The 19,948-nt window shown below is 70.2% G+C and carries 21 protein-coding genes; 5 read left to right on the forward strand and 16 right to left on the reverse strand.

Annotated elements, in window-relative coordinates; translation table 11 throughout:
• Nucleotides 1-22 precede the first annotated feature (22 nt).
• The 5 genes from mtnB to JOM49_RS11070 all read right to left on the reverse strand — a co-directional run bounded on the left by mtnB (nucleotide 23) and on the right by JOM49_RS11070 (nucleotide 4,075).
• Nucleotides 23-643, reverse strand: a complete 621-nt coding sequence (gene mtnB / locus JOM49_RS11050; RefSeq protein WP_209664206.1) for a methylthioribulose 1-phosphate dehydratase — start codon at nucleotides 641-643, stop codon at nucleotides 23-25.
• A complete protein-coding gene (gene mtnC / locus JOM49_RS11055; RefSeq protein WP_209664207.1) occupies nucleotides 640-1,359 on the reverse strand; it encodes an acireductone synthase in 720 nt (239 codons plus the stop codon). The genes mtnB and mtnC overlap by 4 nt, the downstream gene beginning before the upstream one ends.
• A gap of 144 nt (nucleotides 1,360-1,503) precedes the next feature.
• Nucleotides 1,504-2,514, reverse strand: coding sequence for a s-methyl-5-thioribose-1-phosphate isomerase (locus JOM49_RS11060; RefSeq protein ID WP_209664208.1), 1,011 nt, complete (start codon nucleotides 2,512-2,514; stop codon nucleotides 1,504-1,506).
• On the reverse strand, nucleotides 2,514-3,671 hold the full coding sequence (locus JOM49_RS11065; RefSeq protein ID WP_209664209.1) for an acyl-CoA dehydrogenase family protein: 1,158 nt from the start codon (nucleotides 3,669-3,671) through the stop codon (nucleotides 2,514-2,516). Before JOM49_RS11065 ends, JOM49_RS11060 begins: the two co-directional genes overlap by 1 nt.
• 113 nt (nucleotides 3,672-3,784) lie before the next feature.
• Nucleotides 3,785-4,075 (reverse strand): SAV_915 family protein, encoded by a 291-nt coding sequence (locus JOM49_RS11070; protein ID WP_282772171.1) that lies wholly within the window; start codon nucleotides 4,073-4,075, stop codon nucleotides 3,785-3,787.
• A gap of 102 nt (nucleotides 4,076-4,177) precedes the next feature.
• Here JOM49_RS11070 and JOM49_RS43655 point away from each other — a divergent pair, with 102 nt between their 5' ends.
• Entirely contained in the window at nucleotides 4,178-4,894 is a 717-nt protein-coding gene (locus JOM49_RS43655) for a hypothetical protein (protein WP_209664210.1), read from the forward strand.
• A gap of 7 nt (nucleotides 4,895-4,901) precedes the next feature.
• Here the strand turns inward: JOM49_RS43655 and JOM49_RS11080 are convergent, their stop codons facing one another.
• Complete coding sequence (locus tag JOM49_RS11080) at nucleotides 4,902-6,254, reverse strand: dicarboxylate/amino acid:cation symporter (protein ID WP_209664211.1); 1,353 nt, start codon at nucleotides 6,252-6,254, stop codon at nucleotides 4,902-4,904.
• A 113-nt stretch (nucleotides 6,255-6,367) separates the two neighbouring features.
• On the reverse strand, nucleotides 6,368-6,988 hold the full coding sequence (locus tag JOM49_RS11085) for a Maf family protein (protein ID WP_209664212.1): 621 nt from the start codon (nucleotides 6,986-6,988) through the stop codon (nucleotides 6,368-6,370).
• Between the two features lie 118 nt (nucleotides 6,989-7,106).
• Between JOM49_RS11085 and JOM49_RS11090 the strand changes: the two genes are divergently transcribed.
• Complete coding sequence (locus JOM49_RS11090) at nucleotides 7,107-8,972, forward strand: glycoside hydrolase family 3 protein (protein ID WP_209664213.1); 1,866 nt, start codon at nucleotides 7,107-7,109, stop codon at nucleotides 8,970-8,972.
• A gap of 29 nt (nucleotides 8,973-9,001) precedes the next feature.
• Here the strand turns inward: JOM49_RS11090 and JOM49_RS11095 are convergent, their stop codons facing one another.
• From JOM49_RS11095 to JOM49_RS11110, 4 genes are all read right to left on the reverse strand, one after another.
• Complete coding sequence (locus tag JOM49_RS11095; RefSeq protein ID WP_209664214.1) at nucleotides 9,002-10,564, reverse strand: DHA2 family efflux MFS transporter permease subunit; 1,563 nt, start codon at nucleotides 10,562-10,564, stop codon at nucleotides 9,002-9,004.
• A complete protein-coding gene (locus JOM49_RS11100) occupies nucleotides 10,548-11,138 on the reverse strand; it encodes a PadR family transcriptional regulator (RefSeq protein WP_209664215.1) in 591 nt (196 codons plus the stop codon). The genes JOM49_RS11095 and JOM49_RS11100 overlap by 17 nt, the downstream gene beginning before the upstream one ends.
• Before the next feature lie 412 nt (nucleotides 11,139-11,550).
• The gene (locus tag JOM49_RS11105; protein ID WP_209664216.1) at nucleotides 11,551-11,769 is read right to left on the reverse strand and encodes an acyl-CoA carboxylase subunit epsilon; all 219 of its coding nucleotides are present in this window, start codon (nucleotides 11,767-11,769) and stop codon (nucleotides 11,551-11,553) included.
• Between the two features lie 11 nt (nucleotides 11,770-11,780).
• Nucleotides 11,781-13,424 carry an acyl-CoA carboxylase subunit beta gene (locus JOM49_RS11110; RefSeq protein WP_209664217.1) on the reverse strand — a complete coding sequence of 548 codons (1,644 nt, stop codon included), beginning with the start codon at nucleotides 13,422-13,424 and terminating at the stop codon, nucleotides 11,781-11,783.
• A 97-nt stretch (nucleotides 13,425-13,521) separates the two neighbouring features.
• On the opposite strand from JOM49_RS11110, the gene JOM49_RS11115 reads away from it, so the two are divergent.
• Nucleotides 13,522-13,917: a PPOX class F420-dependent oxidoreductase gene (locus tag JOM49_RS11115; RefSeq protein WP_209664218.1), complete on the forward strand. Its 396-nt coding sequence runs from the start codon at nucleotides 13,522-13,524 to the stop codon at nucleotides 13,915-13,917.
• 48 nt (nucleotides 13,918-13,965) lie between these two features.
• Here the strand turns inward: JOM49_RS11115 and JOM49_RS11120 are convergent, their stop codons facing one another.
• Genes JOM49_RS11120 through JOM49_RS11130 form a run of 3 tightly spaced genes read right to left on the reverse strand, consistent with a single transcriptional unit; the run spans nucleotide 13,966 to nucleotide 16,514 of the window.
• On the reverse strand, nucleotides 13,966-15,111 hold the full coding sequence (locus tag JOM49_RS11120; protein WP_209664219.1) for an epoxide hydrolase family protein: 1,146 nt from the start codon (nucleotides 15,109-15,111) through the stop codon (nucleotides 13,966-13,968).
• Between the two features lie 30 nt (nucleotides 15,112-15,141).
• Entirely contained in the window at nucleotides 15,142-15,825 is a 684-nt protein-coding gene (locus JOM49_RS11125; protein WP_209664220.1) for a tetratricopeptide repeat protein, read from the reverse strand.
• Nucleotides 15,822-16,514: a TetR/AcrR family transcriptional regulator gene (locus tag JOM49_RS11130; RefSeq protein WP_209664221.1), complete on the reverse strand. Its 693-nt coding sequence runs from the start codon at nucleotides 16,512-16,514 to the stop codon at nucleotides 15,822-15,824. The genes JOM49_RS11125 and JOM49_RS11130 overlap by 4 nt, the downstream gene beginning before the upstream one ends.
• A gap of 45 nt (nucleotides 16,515-16,559) precedes the next feature.
• Between JOM49_RS11130 and JOM49_RS11135 the strand changes: the two genes are divergently transcribed.
• Complete coding sequence (locus JOM49_RS11135) at nucleotides 16,560-17,357, forward strand: thioesterase family protein (protein WP_209664222.1); 798 nt, start codon at nucleotides 16,560-16,562, stop codon at nucleotides 17,355-17,357.
• A 12-nt stretch (nucleotides 17,358-17,369) separates the two neighbouring features.
• Here JOM49_RS11135 and JOM49_RS11140 read toward each other — a convergent pair whose 3' ends face one another.
• The gene (locus JOM49_RS11140) at nucleotides 17,370-18,302 is read right to left on the reverse strand and encodes a TetR/AcrR family transcriptional regulator C-terminal domain-containing protein (RefSeq protein WP_209664223.1); all 933 of its coding nucleotides are present in this window, start codon (nucleotides 18,300-18,302) and stop codon (nucleotides 17,370-17,372) included.
• A gap of 154 nt (nucleotides 18,303-18,456) precedes the next feature.
• On the opposite strand from JOM49_RS11140, the gene JOM49_RS11145 reads away from it, so the two are divergent.
• Nucleotides 18,457-19,656, forward strand: a complete 1,200-nt coding sequence (locus tag JOM49_RS11145; protein WP_209664224.1) for an FAD-dependent monooxygenase — start codon at nucleotides 18,457-18,459, stop codon at nucleotides 19,654-19,656.
• Here JOM49_RS11145 and JOM49_RS11150 read toward each other — a convergent pair.
• Entirely contained in the window at nucleotides 19,653-19,946 is a 294-nt protein-coding gene (locus JOM49_RS11150; protein ID WP_209664225.1) for a hypothetical protein, read from the reverse strand. The genes JOM49_RS11145 and JOM49_RS11150 overlap by 4 nt on opposite strands.
• Nucleotides 19,947-19,948: the final 2 nt, after the last annotated feature.

Genomic DNA, 19,948 nt, shown 5'->3' on the forward strand with positions numbered 1-19,948 from the left:
GATGGCCACCTTTCACCTGTTGTCACTGGGGAGACCCCTCGAATGCACCGTACAAGCGGGTTCTGAAGCGAAGAAGCCATTCGAGGCACTCGATGCGCTGACGCGCGTGGGCCAGGTCGTCGCCCCAGACGTAGATGCCGTGGCGCGCGACGATCAGCGCCGGGGTGTCGGCGCGGAACCCGGCCTCGAAGGCGTCGCCGAGCACGCCCATGTCCTGGCTGTTCGGCACCACCGGAACGGTCACCGTGTCTTCGTGGGCCCGGCGGCCGAAGCCCTTGAGCATCTCCAGGTCACGCAGTTCGACGCCGTCCGGCCAGAACTCGGCGGCCAGCACCGGCGCCATCGCGTGGACGTGGACCACGGCACCCGCCCCGGCGACGTCGGCGATCCGCGCGTGCAGCCCGGCCTCGGCGGAGGGCGCCTGTGCCTGCCCGGGGACGGCCTGACCGCGGCCGTCGACCTCGACCACGTCGTGCGCGGTCAGCTTGCCCTTGTCCAGGCCGCTCGCGGTGACCGCCAGGCGCAGCGGATCGCGGGCGAGGGTGACCGAGAGGTTGCCCGAGGTGCCGCGCATCCAGCCCATCGCCTCGTAGCGGGCGGATTCGGCGGCGAGCGCGCGCCCGGCCAGGTCCAGCGGGGTCATTTGAGCAGGATTTCCAGTTCGTCGAACGAGGCGACCGTCCGATGCAGACCGAAGTCCGCCGCGGCGAACGGCTCGCCGGGCCGCGCCAGGCCGACGACCTGCCAGCCCGCCGTTTTCGCCGCGTCCAGTTCCGCCGGGACATCGGAAAGGAACAAGATCTCCGACGGCAACGGGTCGCCCAGCCCCTGCGCGATCGCGTGGTAGGAGGCGGCTTCGCGTTTCGGGCCCGCGTTCACCGTGTCGAAGTGGTGACGGAAGAACGGGCGCAGGTCGCCTTCGGTGGTGTTCGAGAAGGAAGCGATCTGCCCGGCCACCGAACCGGAGGAGAACACGGCCAGTGAAAGGCCGCTCGAGCGCCACGATTCGAGTGCCGGAACCACGTCGGGAAAGTATTCCGAGGTCAATTCCCCGCGGGCGTAACCCTGTTCCCAGATCAGGCCCTGCAGCGTTTTGAGTGGCGCGGCTTTCTTGTCCGCGTCCATCCAGGAATGCAGTACGCGGACGATTTCCTCGGTTCCGGCGTCGGCGGCCAGTCCGCTTTCGGCCCGCACGGCCTCGACCGCCTCGGTCACCCGCGGGTCCTCGGGGTGCTCGTCGATCCACGGGCCCAGCCGCGGGCGGGCGTAGTCGTAGAGCACCACGTGAACCTGGCTGGTCGGGGTCAGCGTGCCTTCGATGTCGAGGACCACCCAGCGGGTGGTGAGGCGCTCGCTCACTAGTCTCCTTGTCGTTGGCCGCGCCTTCGGCACGGCGGCGAGGTCGCCGGAAGCCGAGTGCTTCCCTCGGCACGTCAGACCGCTGGGGCGGCCTGACGCACCTCAGTCCAGCCCTCGGCGCGACCTCGCGGTGTAGGTACACGGTCAAGATTCTTCTCGTTCGTAGTACTGGTGCAGGTTCGCTGGGGCCAGTGCACCACGGTCGGTGACCACTGTCGTGACGAACTCGGGTGGGGTCACGTCGAAGGCCGGGTACAGCCCGCGGACCCGGGTGCTCGCCGTCCGGCGGCCGAGCGTGTGCAGCACGTCGTCGCCGTCGCGGTATTCGATGGGCACGTCGGCGGCGGTCGGCGCGGCGAGGTCGGGCGCCTGGGCCTGGGCGTGGAACGGCACGCCGAACGCCTTCGCCGCTACTGCCAGCCCGAGCGTGCCGATCTTGTTGACCACGTGCCCGTCCATGCTGACCCGGTCGGCGGCGGTGACCAGCGCGTCCACCAGGCCCTGGCTGAACAGCGAAGCCCCCATGCCGTCGGTGACCAGGGTGGTCGGCACACCCATCTCGGCCAGCGTTTCGGCGGTGAGCCGGGCGCCCTGCAGGTACGGGCGGGTTTCGGTGCAGAAGAAGCTGAGCTCCTTGCCGCGCCGCTGGGCCGCGGCGACGGTCTCGGTCAGGTAGAGGTCGGCCCAGCAGTGGGTGAGCACCCTGGCGCCGTCCGGCAGCAGGTCCACTGTGTACTCGCCGAGCGCGCGGCTGCGGGCGCGGTACAGCTCGTCGCCCGCCCGTGCGCCCTTCAGCGCCGCCGTGACCAGGTCCTCGTCCGAGGCGTCCACTTCGGACAGGACCAGTCGCACGGCCTTCCCGAGGTGGTTGTTGGTCGACCGGCTGGCGATCAGGCGATCACCGGCGGCGGTCAGCACGGCCCGTGCCTCGTCGGCGGGCAGTGACGCGGCCGACCGCGCGGCGAGCACCATGCCCCAGAGCGCGGCGAAGTACGGGCCGGAGGACTGCGTGACCATGTCCTCGATGGCCTGGGCCACCTCCTCGACCGTGCGGCAGTGCACCCACACCCGCTCGAACGGGAACACCCGCCGGTCGAGGATGTGCACGCCGTCGTCGGCCAGGCGCACGCTGTCGGCCAGGATCGGGGTGACCATCAGCTGTACCCGGTGATCGGCGGGAACTCGCCGTCGAGCAGGTGCCTGCCGACCTCGGTGGCCTTGTAGACGACCGGGTCGTGCAGGGTCAGCGTGCGGGCGTTGCGCCAGAACCGGTCCAGGCCGTACTGGGCGCCGGTGGCCCGGGCGCCGGTCAGCTCGAACACCCGGTTCGCGATCTCCAGCGACACCTCGGTGGTCACCACCTTCGCCTTGGACAGCAGGACGCCGAGCTCGCCGCGCCGGTGCTCGTCGACCTCGCGGGCGGCGTCGTCGAAGGCCGCGGCGGCGGCGTCGACCAGCAGTTCCGCCGCGGTCAGCCGGGAGGCCAGGGTGCCGTAGGCGGCCAGCACGTGCGGGTCATCGGCTGCTCTGTCCACACCGGACAGTGGCCAGGCGCGGGAGCTCCCGGTGGTGTAGCGGGCACCTTCGGCCAGCGCGCCACCGGCTATCCCCACCTGGACCTGGGCCAGCAGCAACTGGAAACCCAGTGGTGCCAGTGAATCTCGCCATTGCCGGGGATCGCCGTCGACGGGTTGTGTACCGAGAACTTCGCGTTCCGGTACGAAGACGTCGGTGAATTCGACACCGCCACTGGCCGACAGCCGCTGCCCGAGGTTGTGCCAGTCGCCGAGGAACCGGATGCCGTCGGTGCGCGCGGGCAGGGTGAAGGTGGCCTTCCGGCCGGAGCTGGTCCAGGTGCCACTGACGATCAGGTGGTCGGCCACCGAAGCGCCGGTGGCGAAGAACTTCTTGCCGTGCACGGTGAATCCGCCGTCGGCGGGCCGCAGTTCGAGTGCCGCGTCCCGTGGATTGCTGACCCCGGCCCAGAACCAGTTGCCCGCCGCGCTGTCGCGTTCGAGCCGTTCCGCGATCGGGGTGTCGAAGAGCCTGGTGCGCCAGAGCTGGAAGTAGTGGTAGCCGAGCAGGTGCCCGAGCGAGCCGTCCGCCGCGGCGATCCGGCGGATCACCCGGTGGGCCAGCGGCCAGTTGCCGCCTCCGCCGCCGGATTCGGCCGGGACGAGCAGGTGCAGCAGGCCGGACTCCCGCAGCAGTTCGATCTCGGCGTGCGGTTCCGCGCCGCGTTCCTCCCGGGCGACAGCGTCCTCACGCAGCTTCCCGGCGACTCCCGCGGCCACCGCGAGCCAGTCACTCATCGGCGCTCCCACCCTCGATCGACTGCCGGGAGTCCCAGGTTAAAGCGGGGACGAGCAGCCGGAGTGGCACTTCCCGGTCGGTGGGAAGTGCCACCCGCTCACCCGATCGAGGCTCACCCGATCCGGTGAGTGGCCGGGATCTCCAGGTCGAGGTAGGCCACGTCGAACGGTTGTGCCGCGTGGAGCTTGTCGAGCTTGTCGGTGCGCATCAGCACCCAGGACTGCTGGTCGCCGCAGCAGTTGACCAGCCGGTCGAGGGCGGAGTACGCGAGCAGGGCCGTGCGGCCGTCCGGGGTGCGGCGCAACTCGACGAGCGCCTCGGATTCGGACGCGTACCTGGGCCCGGTCGGCAGGTACACGGCGGGCGGGAATCCCTGTGTCTGCTTGAGCATGGTCACCGTCACGATTAGAGCAGATCCGAATACGCGGAGCGACGCCGACTCCCGCGTTCCCAGCCGTCGAGAGCGGGTTGTCCTAGTCTGCGGAAGGTGGGGAGAGGAGGGGTCGTGTCTGGTCCGAAACCGGCAGCGTCGATCGTGGTCACGGCGGTGCTCGCGGTCCTGGTCACCGCGGCTGCCCTGGTGACGGCGGTGTTGCTGCGCCCGGACGCGCCGGACGTGGCCGCGCCGGGTGCCGGTGGGGAGTCGTCCACGGCGGGGGTGGCCTCGGAATGCGGGCCGCAGGCCTGCCAGGTGCTCGTCCGCCAGCCGGTCAAGGGCACCACGGCCGAACTGCTCGCCGACCCCGAAGGCGGGGCCGCCCACGTGCGGTTCGGCGGGCTGGGCTCGGACTTCGTGCTGGAGAGCGCGTTGGCGCCGATGGAGGTGGCGGTCGGGCAGGACTCGCTGCAGTGCGTGGACGCCGAACTGGCCGCCTGCCTGGTCCAGGGGGACTACCAGGGCGGGGTGCTGGCCGAGTTGCTGGTCGCGCCGGGGGACACCTGGCGTCAGTCGGACCGGCTGTACTTCTCCGACGCGGGCCGCGTGCTGCTGGCGCAGGTGGTCGGCGACCCGGCGCCGGAGGTCGTGGTGGTGCGGCACGAATGCGCCTCGGCCGCACCGGCCGCGCCGGGGTGCACGCGCGGGCCGGTGCTGGCCGAGGTGTTCGAACTGAGCGGGAAGCAGGCGGGCTGCACCAAGCGGTACTCGGCGCCGTCCCAGCTGCGGGGCTGGCCGGACGTCCGGCTCGGCCCCGCCGACCTGCGTCCCTGCCCGGTCTCGTGACCGCCGGTCAGGCGGGCGCGGGTTCCGGGGTGTGCCGGCGGGTGGGTGAGTCGCCGGTGTCGGTGAGCAGCGGCGGCGTGCTCGGGGTGTTGAGCACCTCGTCGTCGAGCAGGCCTTCGCCGCGGGCGACGATGGTCGGCACCACGATCTGCCCGGCCACGTTGGTCGCCGTGCGCGCCATGTCCATGATCGGGTTCACCGAGTAGATCAGCGCGAGGCCCAGTGCCACCTGCTGCGGGGCCAGCCCGATCAGGCCGGTGGTCAGGGTCAGCGCGGTCAGCCAGCCGGTGGTGCCCGCGGTGGCCAGGGCGCCGAAGATCGCCACGAACACGATCCCGACGTACTGCCACACGCTCAGCTGGACCCCGGAGATGTTCGCGATGAAGATCGCGCCGATGGCCGGGAACACCGCCGCGCAGCCGTCCATTTTGGTCGCACTGGCCAGCGGGGTGGCGAAGCTGGCGTACCCGGGGTTGACGCCGAGGTTCACCGCGGACTGGCGGGTCAGCGGCAGGGTCGCGGCCGAGGACTGCGAGACGAAGGCGAACTGGATGGCCGTCCACGCCTTGCCGAAGAACTTGGCCGGCGAGACCTTCGCCACGAAGTGCAGCAGGATCGGGTAGACCACGAAGAGCACCAGGCCGGCGCCGATCCACACCGCGCCGGTCAGCCAGGCGAGCGGGCCGAGCAGCGCGTCGCCGTAGTTGGCCACGGCCGCGCCGATCAGGCCGAGCACACCGAGCGGGGCGAGCCGGACGATCCAGCCGAGGTAGCGCTGCACGATCTCGAACACGCTCGTGGTCAGGTCCACGAACGGCTTGGCGCGGTCACCGAGGCTGTACGCGGCGGCACCGAACACGATGGCCAGGAACAGCACCTGCAGCGTCTCGCCCTCGGCGAAGGCCGAGAAGAAGTTCTGCGGCAGCAGGCCCTCGATGAACGCGGTCCACGAGCCGCCGGTCGCGTTGGCCGCGCGCTCGGTGTTCTTCGCGGTGGCCTCCGCGGCGAACCCGCCGCTGCCGGGGTTGACGATCTTGCCGACCGCGATGCCGATCAGCACCGCGATGAACGAGGTGATGGCGAACCAGAGCACCGTCTTGCCGCCGAGCCGGGCCGCGGTCTTGCCGCCGCCGAGGTTCCGCAGGCTGCTGATGCCCACCACGATGGCGGTGAACACCAGCGGGATCACCGCGATCTGCAGCAGGGTGGTGAAAACGCTGCCGATCTGGTCGAGGGTGTCGGTCAGCCACTGGGCTTCGGTGGTCCTGGCCAGCACGCCGAGCAGAACGCCGAGGACGAGTCCGCCGAGCACTGCTCCGGCGAACACCGACGGCTTGTTGTAGGTCCGTATGAAAGACACGGGCTCGCTCCGGTGCGTGAAAGTTTCGTGAACTGCCGAGCGTGACAACGCTCCGCGGTCCAGGACTCTTCCGCAACGCCCGTTCGTGTGGGGCGGCTCTCAGGATCTGGGAACTACTCGCGCCAGAGGTCGGTGACCCGCACGCCGACCTCGGCCAGCAGGTTTCTGGTGAGCGGGAGGCTGATGCCGATCACGCTCGACGGGTCGCCCTCCACGGCCTCGACGAACCAGCCGCCCAGACCGTCCAAAGTGAACGCTCCGGCCACGGAAAGCGGTTCGCCCGTGGCGATGTAGCGCTCCAGTTCCTCTTCGGACGGGCTGGCGAAGCGAACCGTGGTGGAGCGGGAAGCAGCCGCCTCACCGACGCGCTCGCCGTTGCGCAAGCGGATCACCGCGTGCCCGGTGAACAGCTCGCCGGAGCCGCCCGCCATCACCGCCCAGCGCTTCCTGGCGACCTCCGGCTTGCCCGGCTTGCCGACCATCTCCCCACCGATGGACAGCATCGAGTCGCAGCCGACCACCACCGCGTCGGCGTGCGTGGTGGCGATCTCCTCGGCGACCACCGACGCCTTCGCCTTGGCGAGGGCCACCACGAGTTCGCTGGGAGAGGGGTCCGTCAGCGACGCGGCGACGGCGTCCTCGTCGACGCCGGAGACGACGACGCCGGCGTCGATACCGGCGGCCCGGAGTACCGCGAGACGGGCTGGGGAAGCGGAAGCGAGAACGAAGCGCACGAGGCGAAAGGTTAACCGACCTGCTGCCGTTATCGAATTGTGACGCCTGTGCGCCAGGTCACGGTCTACTTTGTTGTCGCGCGCAACATATGCCCGAAACTGCTCCCGGAGGACACCGATGTCCCTTCGTCCCCGCGCCGGTAGACCCTCTCGACTGGCGGGTGTACTGGTCAGCGGCCTGCTGCTGACCGGCGCCGTGCTGACCCCGGCCACCGCGTCCGCCGCACCCGACTCGTTCTGGCCGCTGTACAAGAACCCGTACCTGCCGACGCAGTTGCGGGTGCACGACCTGATGAACCGCATGACGCTGGACGACAAGATCGGCCAGATGGTCCAGGCCGAGCGGCAGGCGGCCACCCCGCAGCAGGCCGCCGACCTGCGGCTGGGCTCGATCCTGTCCGGCGGCGGCTCGGTGCCGACGCCGAACACCCCGGCCGCCTGGGCCGACATGTACGACTCGTACCAGAAGGCCGCGCTGGCCACCCCGCTCGGCATTCCGACCCTCTACGGCGTTGACGCGGTCCACGGGCACAACAATGTCCACGGCGCGACGATCTTCCCGCACAACGTCGGCCTCGGTGCCGCCCACGACCCGAAGCTGGTCGAGAAGATCGGCAAGGTCACCGCGTCCGAGGTGCGCGCGACCGGTCCGACCTGGAACTTCGCCCCCTGCCTGTGCGTCTCGCGTGATGACCGCTGGGGCCGCGCGTACGAGTCGTTCGGCGAGACCCCGAAGGACGCTATCGACAACGCGACCGTCGTCAACGGCCTGCAGGGCCGGTCGCTGAAGTCGAAGGGCTCGGTGCTGGCCACGGCCAAGCACTACGTCGGCGACGGCGGCACCACCGCCGGAGACGACCAGGGCAACGCCGAGATCAGCGAAGCCGAGTTGCGCAAGATCCACCTGCCGCCGTTCAAGGAGGCGATCCAGCGCGGCGCCGGCTCGGTGATGATCAGCTTCTCCTCGTGGAACGGCCAGAAGGCCCACGGGCACAAGTACCTGATCACCGACGTGCTGAAGAAGGAACTGCGGTTCTCCGGCCTGGTCGTGTCCGACTGGAACGGCGTCCACCAGCTCAACGGCAACAACGACGACCTCACCGCGGACGAGGTGCGGGAGTCGGTCAACGCGGGCATCGACCTGTTCATGGAGCCCTACGACGCGCCGAAGTTCATCTCGCTGCTGCGCACCGAGGTCGACGAAGGCCGGGTGGCCGGGTCCCGCATCGACGACGCGAACCGCCGCATCCTGACCAAGAAGTTCGAGTCGGGGCTGTTCGAGAAGCCGTTCGCGGACCGGTCGCTGCAGAAGGACTTCGGGGGCGCCGAGCACCGCGCGGTGGCGCGTGAGGCGGTCAAGAAGTCGCAGGTGCTGCTGAAGAACGAGGGCGCGCTGCCGATCAAGAAGGGCAGCAAGGTCTTCGTCGCCGGCAAGAACGCCGACGACATCGGCAACCAGTCCGGTGGCTGGACCATCACCTGGCAGGGCAGCAGCGGCCCGATCACCACGGGCACCACGATCCTGCAGGGCATCCAGCAGGTCGGCGGCGCGAACACCAAGGTGACCTACGACCGCGAGGGCGACGGGGCCGACAAGAGCTACGACGTCGCGGTCGCCGTGGTCGGTGAGACGCCGTACGCCGAGGGCGTGGGCGACCGGCCCGACGGCCTGAAGCTGGACGCCGAGGACCTGGCGACCATTGCCAAGCTCAAGGCGACCGGCGTGCCGGTGGTCGTGGTGACCGTGTCCGGCCGCCCGCTGGACATCACCTCGGAGCTGCCGGGCTGGAACGCGCTGCTGGCGGCCTGGCTGCCCGGCACCGAAGGCGCCGGCGTGGCCGACGTGCTCTTCGGTGAGCACAAGCCGAGCGGAAAGCTGACCTTCAGCTGGGCGCAGGACTTCAGCCAGCTGCCGATCAACGTCGGCGACGGCAAGAAGGCCCTGTTCCCGTACGGCTACGGCCTGACCTACAAGAAGAAGTAGCCTCACCGAGGTCGTGGGTGCGAGGGGGCCTAGCGGCCCTTCGCACCCACGACCTTCCGGCGGGCCGGGCGCATGGCGAACGTGGCGGCGACGCCGAAGAGCAGGATCACCGCGGGCAGGAGCAGCGCGCTCTTGGCGGCGGCGACCAGTCCGTTGTGGACGATCTCGGCGCTCAGCTCGCCGAACCGGCCGGTGGCCGCCGGTGGCGGGCCGAACTCGCTGCCGCTGCCCGCGGCGTCGGTGAGCGATCGGATGAACGGGGCCCGATCCGCTTCGGGCAGCTGCTGGGCCGCCGCGGTCGCCGATTCGGTGATCACCGAGGTGATCCGGATCTGCAGCAGCAGACCCACCCCGGCGCTGCCCAGCACCCCGCCGACCTGCCGCGCGGTGTTGTAGACGCCTGACGCCGAACCGGTCAGCTCGCGCTCGACGGACCCCATGGTCAGCGTGCTCATCGGCGGGAACAGTGAGCCGATGCCCAGGCCGCACAGGAACAACGCGGGCATCAGCGCCCACGGACTGGCGCCCGCGTCCACCTGCGTGGACAGCAGGACCAGCCCGCCCGCCAGCGCGGCCAGCCCGGCGGCCAGCACGTACCGCGCGTCGAACCGGTCCGACAGCTTCCCGGCCAGCGGCGCCACGATGCCCTGCGTCAGGCACATCGGGATGGTCACCAGCGCGGCTTCGGTGGGGGTGAGCCCGAGCCCGCCCTGGAGGTAGATGACCAGCGGGATGAAGATCGAGGTCATCGCGAAGCCGACGGTGATCGAGACGAAGGTGCCCGCGGAGAAGTCCCGGTTCCGGAACAACCTCAGCGGCATCAGCGGTTCCCTGCGGTTGCGCCGCTGCCAGACCACGAACGCGATCAGGCAGAGCACGCCGGCGCCGATGATCTCGAAGACGGTGATCGGGCCGAAGACGCGGCCCCAGTCGTAGTGCTCGCCGTTCTGCAGCCCGAAGACCACCAGCGTCAGCCCGGCCGCGGAGAGCAGGATGCCGGGCAGGTCGAAGGAGTGCGAATGCCGCGGCTGCCAGTCCGGCACCAGCACCAGCGCGGCCACCAGCGCGATCGCGCCGACGGGCAGGTTGACGAAGAAGATCCACTCCCAGCCGAGGTGGTCCACCAGCACCCCGCCGAGCAGCGGCCCGGAGATCGTGGCGATCCCGGCGACCGCGCCCCAGAAGCCCATCGCCGCGCCGCGGCGGGCCGGCGGGAACAGGTGGGTGATGAAGGCCAGCGTCTGCGGGGTCATCAGCGCCGCGCCGACGCCCTGCAGCGCCCGCGCCACGATCAGCACGGTGATGGTCCCGCTCAGCCCGCACCACACCGAGGCGGCGGTGAACAGCACGAGCCCGGTCAAGTACACCCGTTTGGGGCCGAACCGGTCGCCGAGCCTGCCCGAGAGCAGCATCGGCACCGCGTAGGTGAGCAGGTAGACGCTGGTCACCCAGACCACCGAGTTCAGGTCGGCGCGCAGGCCGGTGATCATCGACGGGATGGCGATCGACACGATCGTGGTGTCGAGCAGGATCATGAAGAAGCCGAGGCACAGCGCGACCAGCGCGGCCCAGGGATTAGCCGGTCTGGTCATCGGAACCGTCCTCGGTGGGTGGGGGCCAGGTGATGCGATCGTGCTTGAGGTCGTCGATCAGCTCGCGCGTGAACTGCAGGTCGAAGGCGCGGCGGGCGGTCGAATAACGCCAGTGGAGCGTGTGCACGGTGGGGAGCTGCCGGTCGCGGAGCTTGGTGAGGATCTTCTCGTCCTCGGCGACGCCGGTGGCCAGGCGCGACTCGCGGCGCTCCAGTTCGGCGATGGCCTCTTCGCGGCCGAGCTCGTCGATGAGGGCGAGGCCGTTGCCGAACTCGGGGTACTCCTCGGCCGGGGTGCTGAGCATGACGCGGGCCCGCTCGAGCACCGCGTCGCGGCCCGCCTGGGTGATCGCGTAGACGGTGCGCTCGGGCCGCTTGCCGTCGCGCTGCGTGCCGACGACCTCGATGAACCGGTTCTCCGCCAGGCGATCGACGGTGTGGTAGAGCGACCCGGCCTTCACCTTCACGTGGTGATCGGTGCGGCGTTCGCGCATGAGCTGGGCCATCTCGTAGGGGTGCATCGGCTGCTCGTGCAACAGGGACAACACCGCTACCGCGAGAGGGGTGAGCCTCATCCGCCTCTTGCTCCCTAGTCCGCTCCGGTTATTCCGTGCGGACTATACGAGGAAGAACGCTCACCTGTCGAACACGACATTCCGGACGGGGTGAATGCTATGAGTGGGGCATTACTTGCAATGGATGCAAGTAATGCCCCACTCATAGCATTGCCCGTCGCCCGTGGGGGTGCCGTGAATGTGGCTTTCACGGCATATTCCGCCGTGAAAGCCACATTCACGGCATGGGTGGCTTCCCACCTTGGCGGCCTAGGCCCCGAATGTGGAATTCGGCTGCCCGAGTGTGGGATTCGGCTGCACGAGTGTGGGGTTGGGCTACCTGAACGTGGGGTTCGAGGGGGTGGGTGTCACGAATGTGGCTTTCGGGACGTTGGACGTCTCGAAAGCCACATTCGTGACATCGGCCAGCCGGTCAGCGCGGTAGTGAGGAGGCCCGCCAGGCGCCTGGGCCCGGTTGCAGCGGTTGCCTCAGGGCGCCGGCGCGGTCCGCCCAGCGTGACCTGCGCGGTTCCGGCGCCGGGCTGCTTTCGCCCGCAGAAGCCGCGGCGGCGATGACGGCGGCCAGCGCGGCCAGTTCGTCGTCTTCCGGGGTGCCGCGCACCACGCGCAGCAGGGGACGGTTCTCGGACATGCGTTACCCCTCTACAGCGGGATGTTCCCGTGCTTCTTCGGCGGCAGCGTCTCGCGCTTGTCGTTGAGCAGCCGCAGCGCGCGCGAAATGTGGCTGCGGGTGTGCGCGGGCACGATCACCGAGTCCACGTACCCGCGCTCGGCGGCCACGTACGGGTTGCACAGGGTGTCCTCGTACTCCTGGATCAGCCGCGCGCGCAGGCCGTCGACGTCGCCGCCGTCCTTCGCGGCCTCTTCGGCCAGCGCCTTCCGGTGCACGATGTTCGCCGCGCCCTGCGCGCCCATCACCGCGATCTGCGCGGTCGGCCACGCCAGGTTCAGGTCCGCGCCGAGGTGCTTGGAGCCCATCACGTCGTACGCGCCGCCGTAGGCCTTGCGCGTGATCACCGTGATCAGCGGGACGGTCGCCTCGGCGTAGGCGTAGATCAGCTTCGCGCCGCGGCGGATGATGCCGTTCCACTCCTGGTCGGTGCCCGGCAGGAAGCCCGGCACGTCGACGAAGGTGAGCACCGGGATGTTGAACGCGTCGCAGGTGCGCACGAACCGCGCGGCCTTCTCGGAGGCGTCGATGTCCAGGCAGCCGGCGAACTGCGTCGGCTGGTTGGCCACGATGCCCACGCTCTGGCCGGACACCCGCCCGAAGCCGATGATGATGTTCGGCGCGAACAGCTCCTGCACCTCGAGGAACTCACCGTCGTCGACGATGCGGGTGAGCACCTCGTGCATGTCGTACGGCTGGTTCACCGAGTCCGGGATCAGCTCGTTCAGCTCGCGGTCGGCGTCGGTGACCTCGTCGTGGATCGACTCGCCCGCCGGCTGCGGCGCCTCGAACACCGGCGGCTCGGACAGGTTGTTCGCCGGGAGGTAGCTCAGCAGTTCCTTGACGTAGGCGATGGCGTCCTCGTCGTCGGAACCCATGTAGTGCGCGTTGCCGGACTTGGTGTTGTGCGTGCGGGCGCCGCCGAGTTCCTCCAGCGTCACCTCCTCGCCGGTCACCGTCTTCACCACGTCCGGGCCGGTGATGAACATCTGCGAGGTCTGGTCGACCATCACCACGAAGTCGGTCAGCGCGGGCGAGTACACGTGCCCGCCGGCGTTCGCGCCCATGATCAGCGAGATCTGCGGGACCACGCCGGAAGCCTTGACGTTGCGGGTGAAGATCTCGCCGTAGAGGCCGAGCGAGACCACGCCCTCCTGGATGCGGGCGCCACCGCCCTCGTTGATGCCGATGATCGGGCGGCCGGTCTTGATCGCCAGGTCCATCACCTTGACGATCTTCTCGCCGTAGACCTCGCCGAGCGAACCGCCGAACACGGTGACGTCCTGGCTGAACACGCACACCGGGCGGCCGTCGACGGTGCCGTAGCCGGTCACCACGCCGTCGCCGTACGGGCGGTTGCGGTCCTGGCCGAAGTTGGTCGAGCGGTGCCGGGCCAGCTCGTCCAGCTCGATGAACGAGCCGGGGTCGAGCAGCAGGTCGATCCGCTCGCGGGCGGTTTTCTTGCCCTTGGCGTGCTGGCGCTCGACCGCGCGCGCCGAACCGGCGTGCACCGCTTCGTCGTAGCGCCGGTACAGGTCGCCGAGCTTGCCGGCGGTGGTGTGGATGTCCGGTTCTTCGCTCGGGGGCGTCCCGACAGGCTCCGTCGCACTGCTCATGGCTGGCGAGCTTAACGAGGCGAGCCGGTTTTCGGGGGGCTGGCGTCGCCTATGTCACCGGGGTCTGGGGGTTCACCTACCGCGCTAGGTTCGGGGCATGGGTGTGGAACTGAGCGAAGCCGTGCGGGCGCTGGTCGACGGGCGGAACTACGCGGCACTGGCCACGATCAACGCGGACGGCAGCCCGCAGACCTCGGCGATGTGGCTCGGCCGGGACGGCGACGACCTGCTGTTCTCCACGGTCGCCGGCCGGTTGAAGGACCGGAACATGCGCCGCGACCCGCGCGTCAGCGTGACGATCATGGACCGGGAGGACCCCGAGCGCTACACCGAGATCCGCGGTCGCGCGAGCATCACGCCGGACCCGGAACGCGCGCTCGACCACGAGTTGTCGCACAAGTACGACGGCCGCGACGCCGGACCGGACGCGCCGGGCGCCGAACGGGTGATCGTGCGGGTGGTCGCCGAGCGCGTCACCGGTCACGTGCGCTGAGGCACGGTGTTCCGGCATTTCCCCCGAAAGCCGACCTGCTCACCGCGATCATGAAGAAATCGCCTGCTCGCCGACGACGCGGTGATCGAGACCCCGTTCGCGCCCACCGGGCACCGGCGCCGGTTCGACAACAAGGCGGAGTTCGTCGAGCTTGCCGAAGAACTCCCGCAGGTCCGCGAGGATCGTTTCCGGGTTGGCCATGGCGATCATGTGGCTCCCGGCGTCCCGGCTCGCCCAGTGCACGATGTCGTTCTTCGCTTCGGCGAGCTTCCGGACCTCGTCCGGGCCGCCGTGCGAGACGCCGGTCGGCACCAGCGCCTGGTCGATCGGCAGGCCCGCGCCGCCCGTGTAATAGGGCCACGCCGAGGACGCGCCGGTCTCGGTCAGCCAGTACACGCTGGCGTTGGTCAGGATCAAGTCGCGGTCGATCGGCTCGGTGCTGCCCGCCTGGTGCCAGCCGTCGAACTCCTTGAACCGCTCGACCAGGAAGGCCAGCTGCGCGACCGGCGAATCGTGCCAGCCGTAGGCCAGCGTCTGCGGTCGCGCGGCGAGGTACTCGGCGTAACCGCTGCCGCCCACACCCCACTCGGCCATCATCTCGAGGGTGATGCCGAGGCCGCCGGTGATGTGCACGCCCACCAGGTGTTCGGCGTCGACGAGCGCGATCTGCGGGGACACCAGCGCGCCCGCGTCGTTGCCGTGCACGCCGTAGCGCTCGTACCCGAGGCGGCTCATCAGCTTCGCCCAGGTCACGGCCACCTTTTCGAGGCTCCACTCCGGCTCGGCCAGCGGTGAGAAGCCGAAGCCGGGCAGCGAAGGCGCGATGACGTGGAAGTCCTCCGAAAGCGGGCCCAGCAGCTCGGTGAACTCGGCGATCGAGTTCGGCCAGCTGTGCGTGAGGAGCAGCGGGAGCGCGTCGGGCTTGCTCGACCGGAGGTGGAAGAAGTGGATCGGCTGGCCGTCGATTTCGGTCAGGAACTGCGGGAACTCGTTGAATCTCGCCTCCTGGGCCCGCCAGTCGAACCCGTTCCGCCAGTATTCGGCCAGTTCGCGGAGGTAGTCGACCGGCACGCCGCGGTCCCAGCCGTCGCCGGGCAACTGCTTCGGCCAGCGGGTGTGGGCCAGGCGTTCCCGCAGGTCATCGAGGTCGGCCTGGGGAATTTCGATGCGGAAGGGCTTGATCTCGGTGCTCATGGAGCACACGGTAGGAAGCAACTAGGTCAGCTAGTGACCTATTTTGCGGCGGACCAGCCGACGAACGAGAGCCGGGGCGAACCAGGAGTAGAGCGCGTAGGCGAACCAGGCGACGCCGAGCAGGGCGGCGAGCGGGGTCAGGCCGAACATCCGCAGGCAGAAGATCAACACGAGGACGCCGACCCAGGTCTTGATCGGCCCGAACCGGTTGAGCGGCGCGAGCGGCCGCAGCAACGGGTGCCGCTCGATCCGCTGCGCCTCGTCGTCCGCGGCTTGAGCCCGCAGAAGCTGGTCACGGGTGCGCTGGACGACTTCGGCCGAGGGGACGGCGCGGTCGAGCAGGTCGGCGGCTTTCCGCAGCTGACCGGCGTCGATGCAGACGCGGGCGTAGGCGCAGAGCAGGTGCGTGTCGTCCGGGCTGAGCGCGAGCGCTTCGAGCAGGGCGCGTTCGGCCTTCACCAGCTTGCCGAGCGAGTGGTACGCCTGCCCGAGCACGCTGAGCAGGGGCGCGTGGGGCCCGAACCGTCTTATGCCCGCGGAAGCCGCCTTGACCGCTTCGGCGTCGCGGTCGGCCAGCCAGAGGGCGAGTGCCCGCAGGTAGGTGGAGTCGACCTCCTCGCGCCAGCGGAAGCCGTCCAGCTCGGCCAGTGCGCGGTCGTACCGGCCCTGTTCCAGCCACATCTTCGCGGGAGCGAGCCGGTCCTGTGGGGTCACCGGCTCAGCTTAGGTGCTTTCCACCCCGCGGTGAGCTGGTCGAGCCCGGCGGTCAGCTCCTCGCTGAGCGGGGTCGCCTCCCGAGGGATCCGTGACGCGAGCACGCTGCCGAACCCGGCCATGCGGATGGTGTTGTCGATGAGCGTGTCGCGGTCGTCCGGCCAGGCGAATTCCGGGTGCGCGATCAGCAGGGTCACGCACCCGTGCAGCGCGGACCACAGCCCGACCGCCAGCGATTCCGGGTCACCGCGCATGATCCCGGCGTCCACGCAGGCCGCCGCGGCTTTCGCGATGTGCCGGAAGCAGGCGTCGGCCCCCGGCGACAGTCCGCTGGTCGGGCGCATCATCAGCACGCGGTACTGCACCGGGTGGTCGAGCGCGAAGTTCGCGTACACCCGCCCGCAGCGGCCGAGCTGGCGCAGCGGGTCGTCGACGTCACCGGCGTAGTCGAGCATCCGCGCCGCCAGTTCGCCCCAGACCCGCAGGCAGACGGCTTCGAGCAACGCGCTCTTGTCCGCGAAGTGCAGGTACACCGAGGGCGTGGTGACCCCGGCCCGGCGGGCGACGGCACGCAGGGTCAGCGCCTCTTCGGTGCCCGATTCGATCAGCAGGGCTTCAGCGGCTTCGAGGATTTCCTCGCGCAGTTTCTCCCCGTCACCCGCGTTCGCCCGCTGCCGCTTCCCGCTCACCGGATCACGTTGACAGCGTCAAGTTGACGGTGTCAAGGTGAACCCATGGGTAACTTCCAGGAGGCCACGGCGCTGGTCCGGCGCTCCGAAACCGAGTTCGACGCCGAGCTGGACCCGCAGTGGTCGGTCGGCGGCAAGCTGCACGGCGGGTACCTGCTCGCCGTGCTCGGCCGGGCGGCGGGCGAGCTGACTCCGGCGCACCCGCACCTGACCGCCGTGAGCGGTTCGTTCTCCGCACCGCCGGACGCCGGACCCGCGCAGCTCTCGGTGGAGGTGCTGCGAGCCGGTCGTGGGCTGACGCAGGTGCGTGCCCGCCTGGCGCAGAACGGCAAGCCATGCGTCGAAGCCCTGCTCACCCAAGGGCTGCTCGACGAGGCCGACCCCTGGTGGTCCGGTATCGAGCCGATCGACATCCCGCCGGAAGAGGACTGCGTGCCCACGCCCGTCCGGGCGCCGGGTGCCGCGTTCTCGGTGGACCTGATGAACGTGATCGACCAGCGCCTCGACCCGCGCACGGTCGGGTTCGCGGTCGGCAAGCCCGCCAAGGCCGGCGTGATCTCGTCCTGGCAGCGCCTCGGCGACGGCGCCGACTGGGACCCGCTGAGCCTGCTGGTCGCGCTGGACCCGGTGCCGCCGGTCTCGTACGACCTCGGCCTCTCCGGCTGGGCGCCGACGGTGCAGTTCTCCGCCTACGTCCGCCGCCTGCCCGCACCCGGCCCGATCCGCGTGCGCATGACCGCCGGTGACGTCGGCGGGAACCGAATGGACGAGGTCGCGCACGCCTTCGACAGCAAGGACCGCCTCGTCGCGCAAGCCACCCAAATCGCGGGCGTGCGGATTTAGTCCGCAAAAGCTTCAGGTGGGGTAGTCGTGGCGGGCGAGGGAGCCCGCCATGCCGTCCAGGGTCCAGCGCAGGCCGAGTTCGAAGAGCAGGTCGAGGTCCAGTTCGAAGTCGACGAGTTCGGAGATCGCGGAGAAGTGCGGGATGGCGCCGGAAGCGACGATCCGGTTGAACTCGGCGTTCTGCGTCTCCATGTACTCGTCCGCGCTCAGGCCGGTCTCGCGCTCGGCCTCCACCTCGGGCTCCAGGTTCGCCGCCGCGCCGCGGACGTAGCCGAAGACGGTGACGTGGAAGTAGAGCGCCGTGGTGTACGGCAGGTCCAGTTCGCGTAGGGCGCTCATGGCCCATTCCGCGTGCAGGAGCAGGTTTTCCAGCGGCTGCGGGCGGGTCATCGAGATGACCTGCGCCAGCCACGGGTGCCGCCGGTAGATCCGCCACTGCGTGCGTGCGGCCAGCTCGAACCGCGCCCGCCAGCCCTCGGGACCTTCTGCGGGCAGAAGCTCTTCGCCGAAGCAGGCGTTGGCCATGAGCAGGACGAGTTCGTCCTTGCCTGGCACGTACCGGTAGAGCGACATGGTCGCGGCGCCGAGGTCGGTGGCGACTCGCCGCATGGACAGCGCGCGCAGGCCCTCCGCGTCGGCGATCTCGATGCCCTTGCGGATCACGGCCTCGCGGCTCAGTTCCGCCTCGGCCATCCGGCGGCGCGTCGCGCGCACCGGCGGCGCGGGCACTTCCGTCGTCCGGACCACCGTGCCCACCCCGGGCACCGCGCGCACCAAACCCTCGCGCCGCAGCGTGGTGAGCACTTTCGTGGCGGTCGCCATGGCGACGCCCCAGTCCTGGGTGATCTGCCGGGTCGACGGCACCCGGTCGCCCGGCTTCAGCGTGCCCGACTCGATGCGCTGCCGGATCTCGTCGACGATCCGGGCGTACGGCGCCGAATTCATGGCGGGCTCCTTCCTCGGCGCGGTCGCCGACCATCCTAGTGCACCACCTATGCGCACTAGTGCGCCAACCGGGCGATCCGGCGGATTGCTGGACATATGTAGGCCGTACCGGTATCTATGTACAGTGTACGCGCACTGCACTAGGGAGAACGAGATGAAGCACGTCCTGATTTCCGGCGCCAGCGTCGCCGGTCCCGCGCTGGCCCACTGGCTGCGCCGCCACGGCTTCTCGCCGACCGTGGTCGAGCGCGCGCCCGCGCCCCGCCCCGGCGGCCAGGCGATCGACCTGCGTGGCGCCGCGCGCACCGTGGTCGAGCGCATGGGCCTGCTGGACCAGGTGCGGGCCGCGCACACCGGCGTCCGCGGAATGGCCAATGTGGACAGTTCGGGGCGCCGGGTGGTGGAGTTCCCGTCCGACGCGCTCGGTGACTCCGGCGGCGCCATCGCCGAGCTGGAGATCCTGCGTGGCGACCTGGTCGGCCTGCTGGTCGGCGCCGCGCAGCACGGGGTCGAATACCTCTACGGCGACTCCGTCACCAGCCTGACCGAGCACGCGACCGGCGTCGAAGTCACCTTCGAGAGGGCGGGGAGGCGGACCTTCGACCTGGTGGTGGGCGCGGACGGGCTGCACTCGAACGTCCGCGCGCTGGCCTTCGGGCCGGAGTCCGAGTTCGTCACCGACCTCGGCTACCAGCTGTCGATCTTCGGCCTGAACGCACCGGATTCACTGGAAGACTGGCAGCTGATGCACAACCTGCCCGCCGCGAACGGGGTCGGCGGGCGCATGGCGAGCCTGTACCCGACGCCGGGCGGGGCTCGCGGTTACCTGTACTTCGCCGCCCCGCCCATGCCGCGCACGGACGTGACCGGGCAGAAGCAGCGGGTGGCCGACGCGTTCGCCGGCGCCGGCTGGGAGGTGCCGCACCTGCTCCGCGGCATGTGGGCGGCGGAGGACTTCTTCACCGACCGGGCGGCGAAGGTGCACGTCGACGGCTGGTCACGGGGGCGCGTGGTGCTGCTCGGCGACGCCGCGTTCGGCGGTTCGGTCGGAATGGGCACCAGCATGGCGCTGGTCGGCGCGTACGTGCTGGCCGGGGAACTGGCGGCGGCGCGCGGTGACCACCGGGTCGCCTTCGCCCGGTACGAGGCGGCGCTGGGGGACTACGTGCGGGAGAACCAGCAGCCGCTGCCCGGCGGCACGCGGGCGTTCCTGCCTGCGTCGGCGTTCGGCATCCGGCTGCGCAACGGGGTCACCCGCGCGATGCTGGCCGGGCCGTGGCGGAAGCTGGTGACCGGTGGCATGCAGGAGAAGTCGGAAGCGGTCGAGCTGCGGGACTACGGCGTGGTCGTCTAGGCGGCGTCGGGCAGCGGGTGGCTCTCGGCGGCTCGGGCGCGGGCGTGCGCGGCGAAGCGGTGCCTGGTCAGCGCCACTTTCCGCCACCTGCGGCCGCGTTCGGGGTCGAGCAATTCGGTGCGCCTGGCGAGCACCTCGGCGGCTTTGGCGGCCGAGGTGATCTCGGCCGCGGCGGCCAGGTACTGCCCGGCGTCGATCAGGGCGTAGGCGTGGCGCATTTCGGACTGGGCGGTGGCGTAGACGGCGTAGGCGGTGAAGTTGTCGGCCAGCGGTCCGAGTGGGTGGGACATCG

Origin of the sequence: Amycolatopsis magusensis (assembly GCF_017875555.1) — a bacterium.
Classification (GTDB): domain Bacteria; phylum Actinomycetota; class Actinomycetes; order Mycobacteriales; family Pseudonocardiaceae; genus Amycolatopsis; species Amycolatopsis magusensis.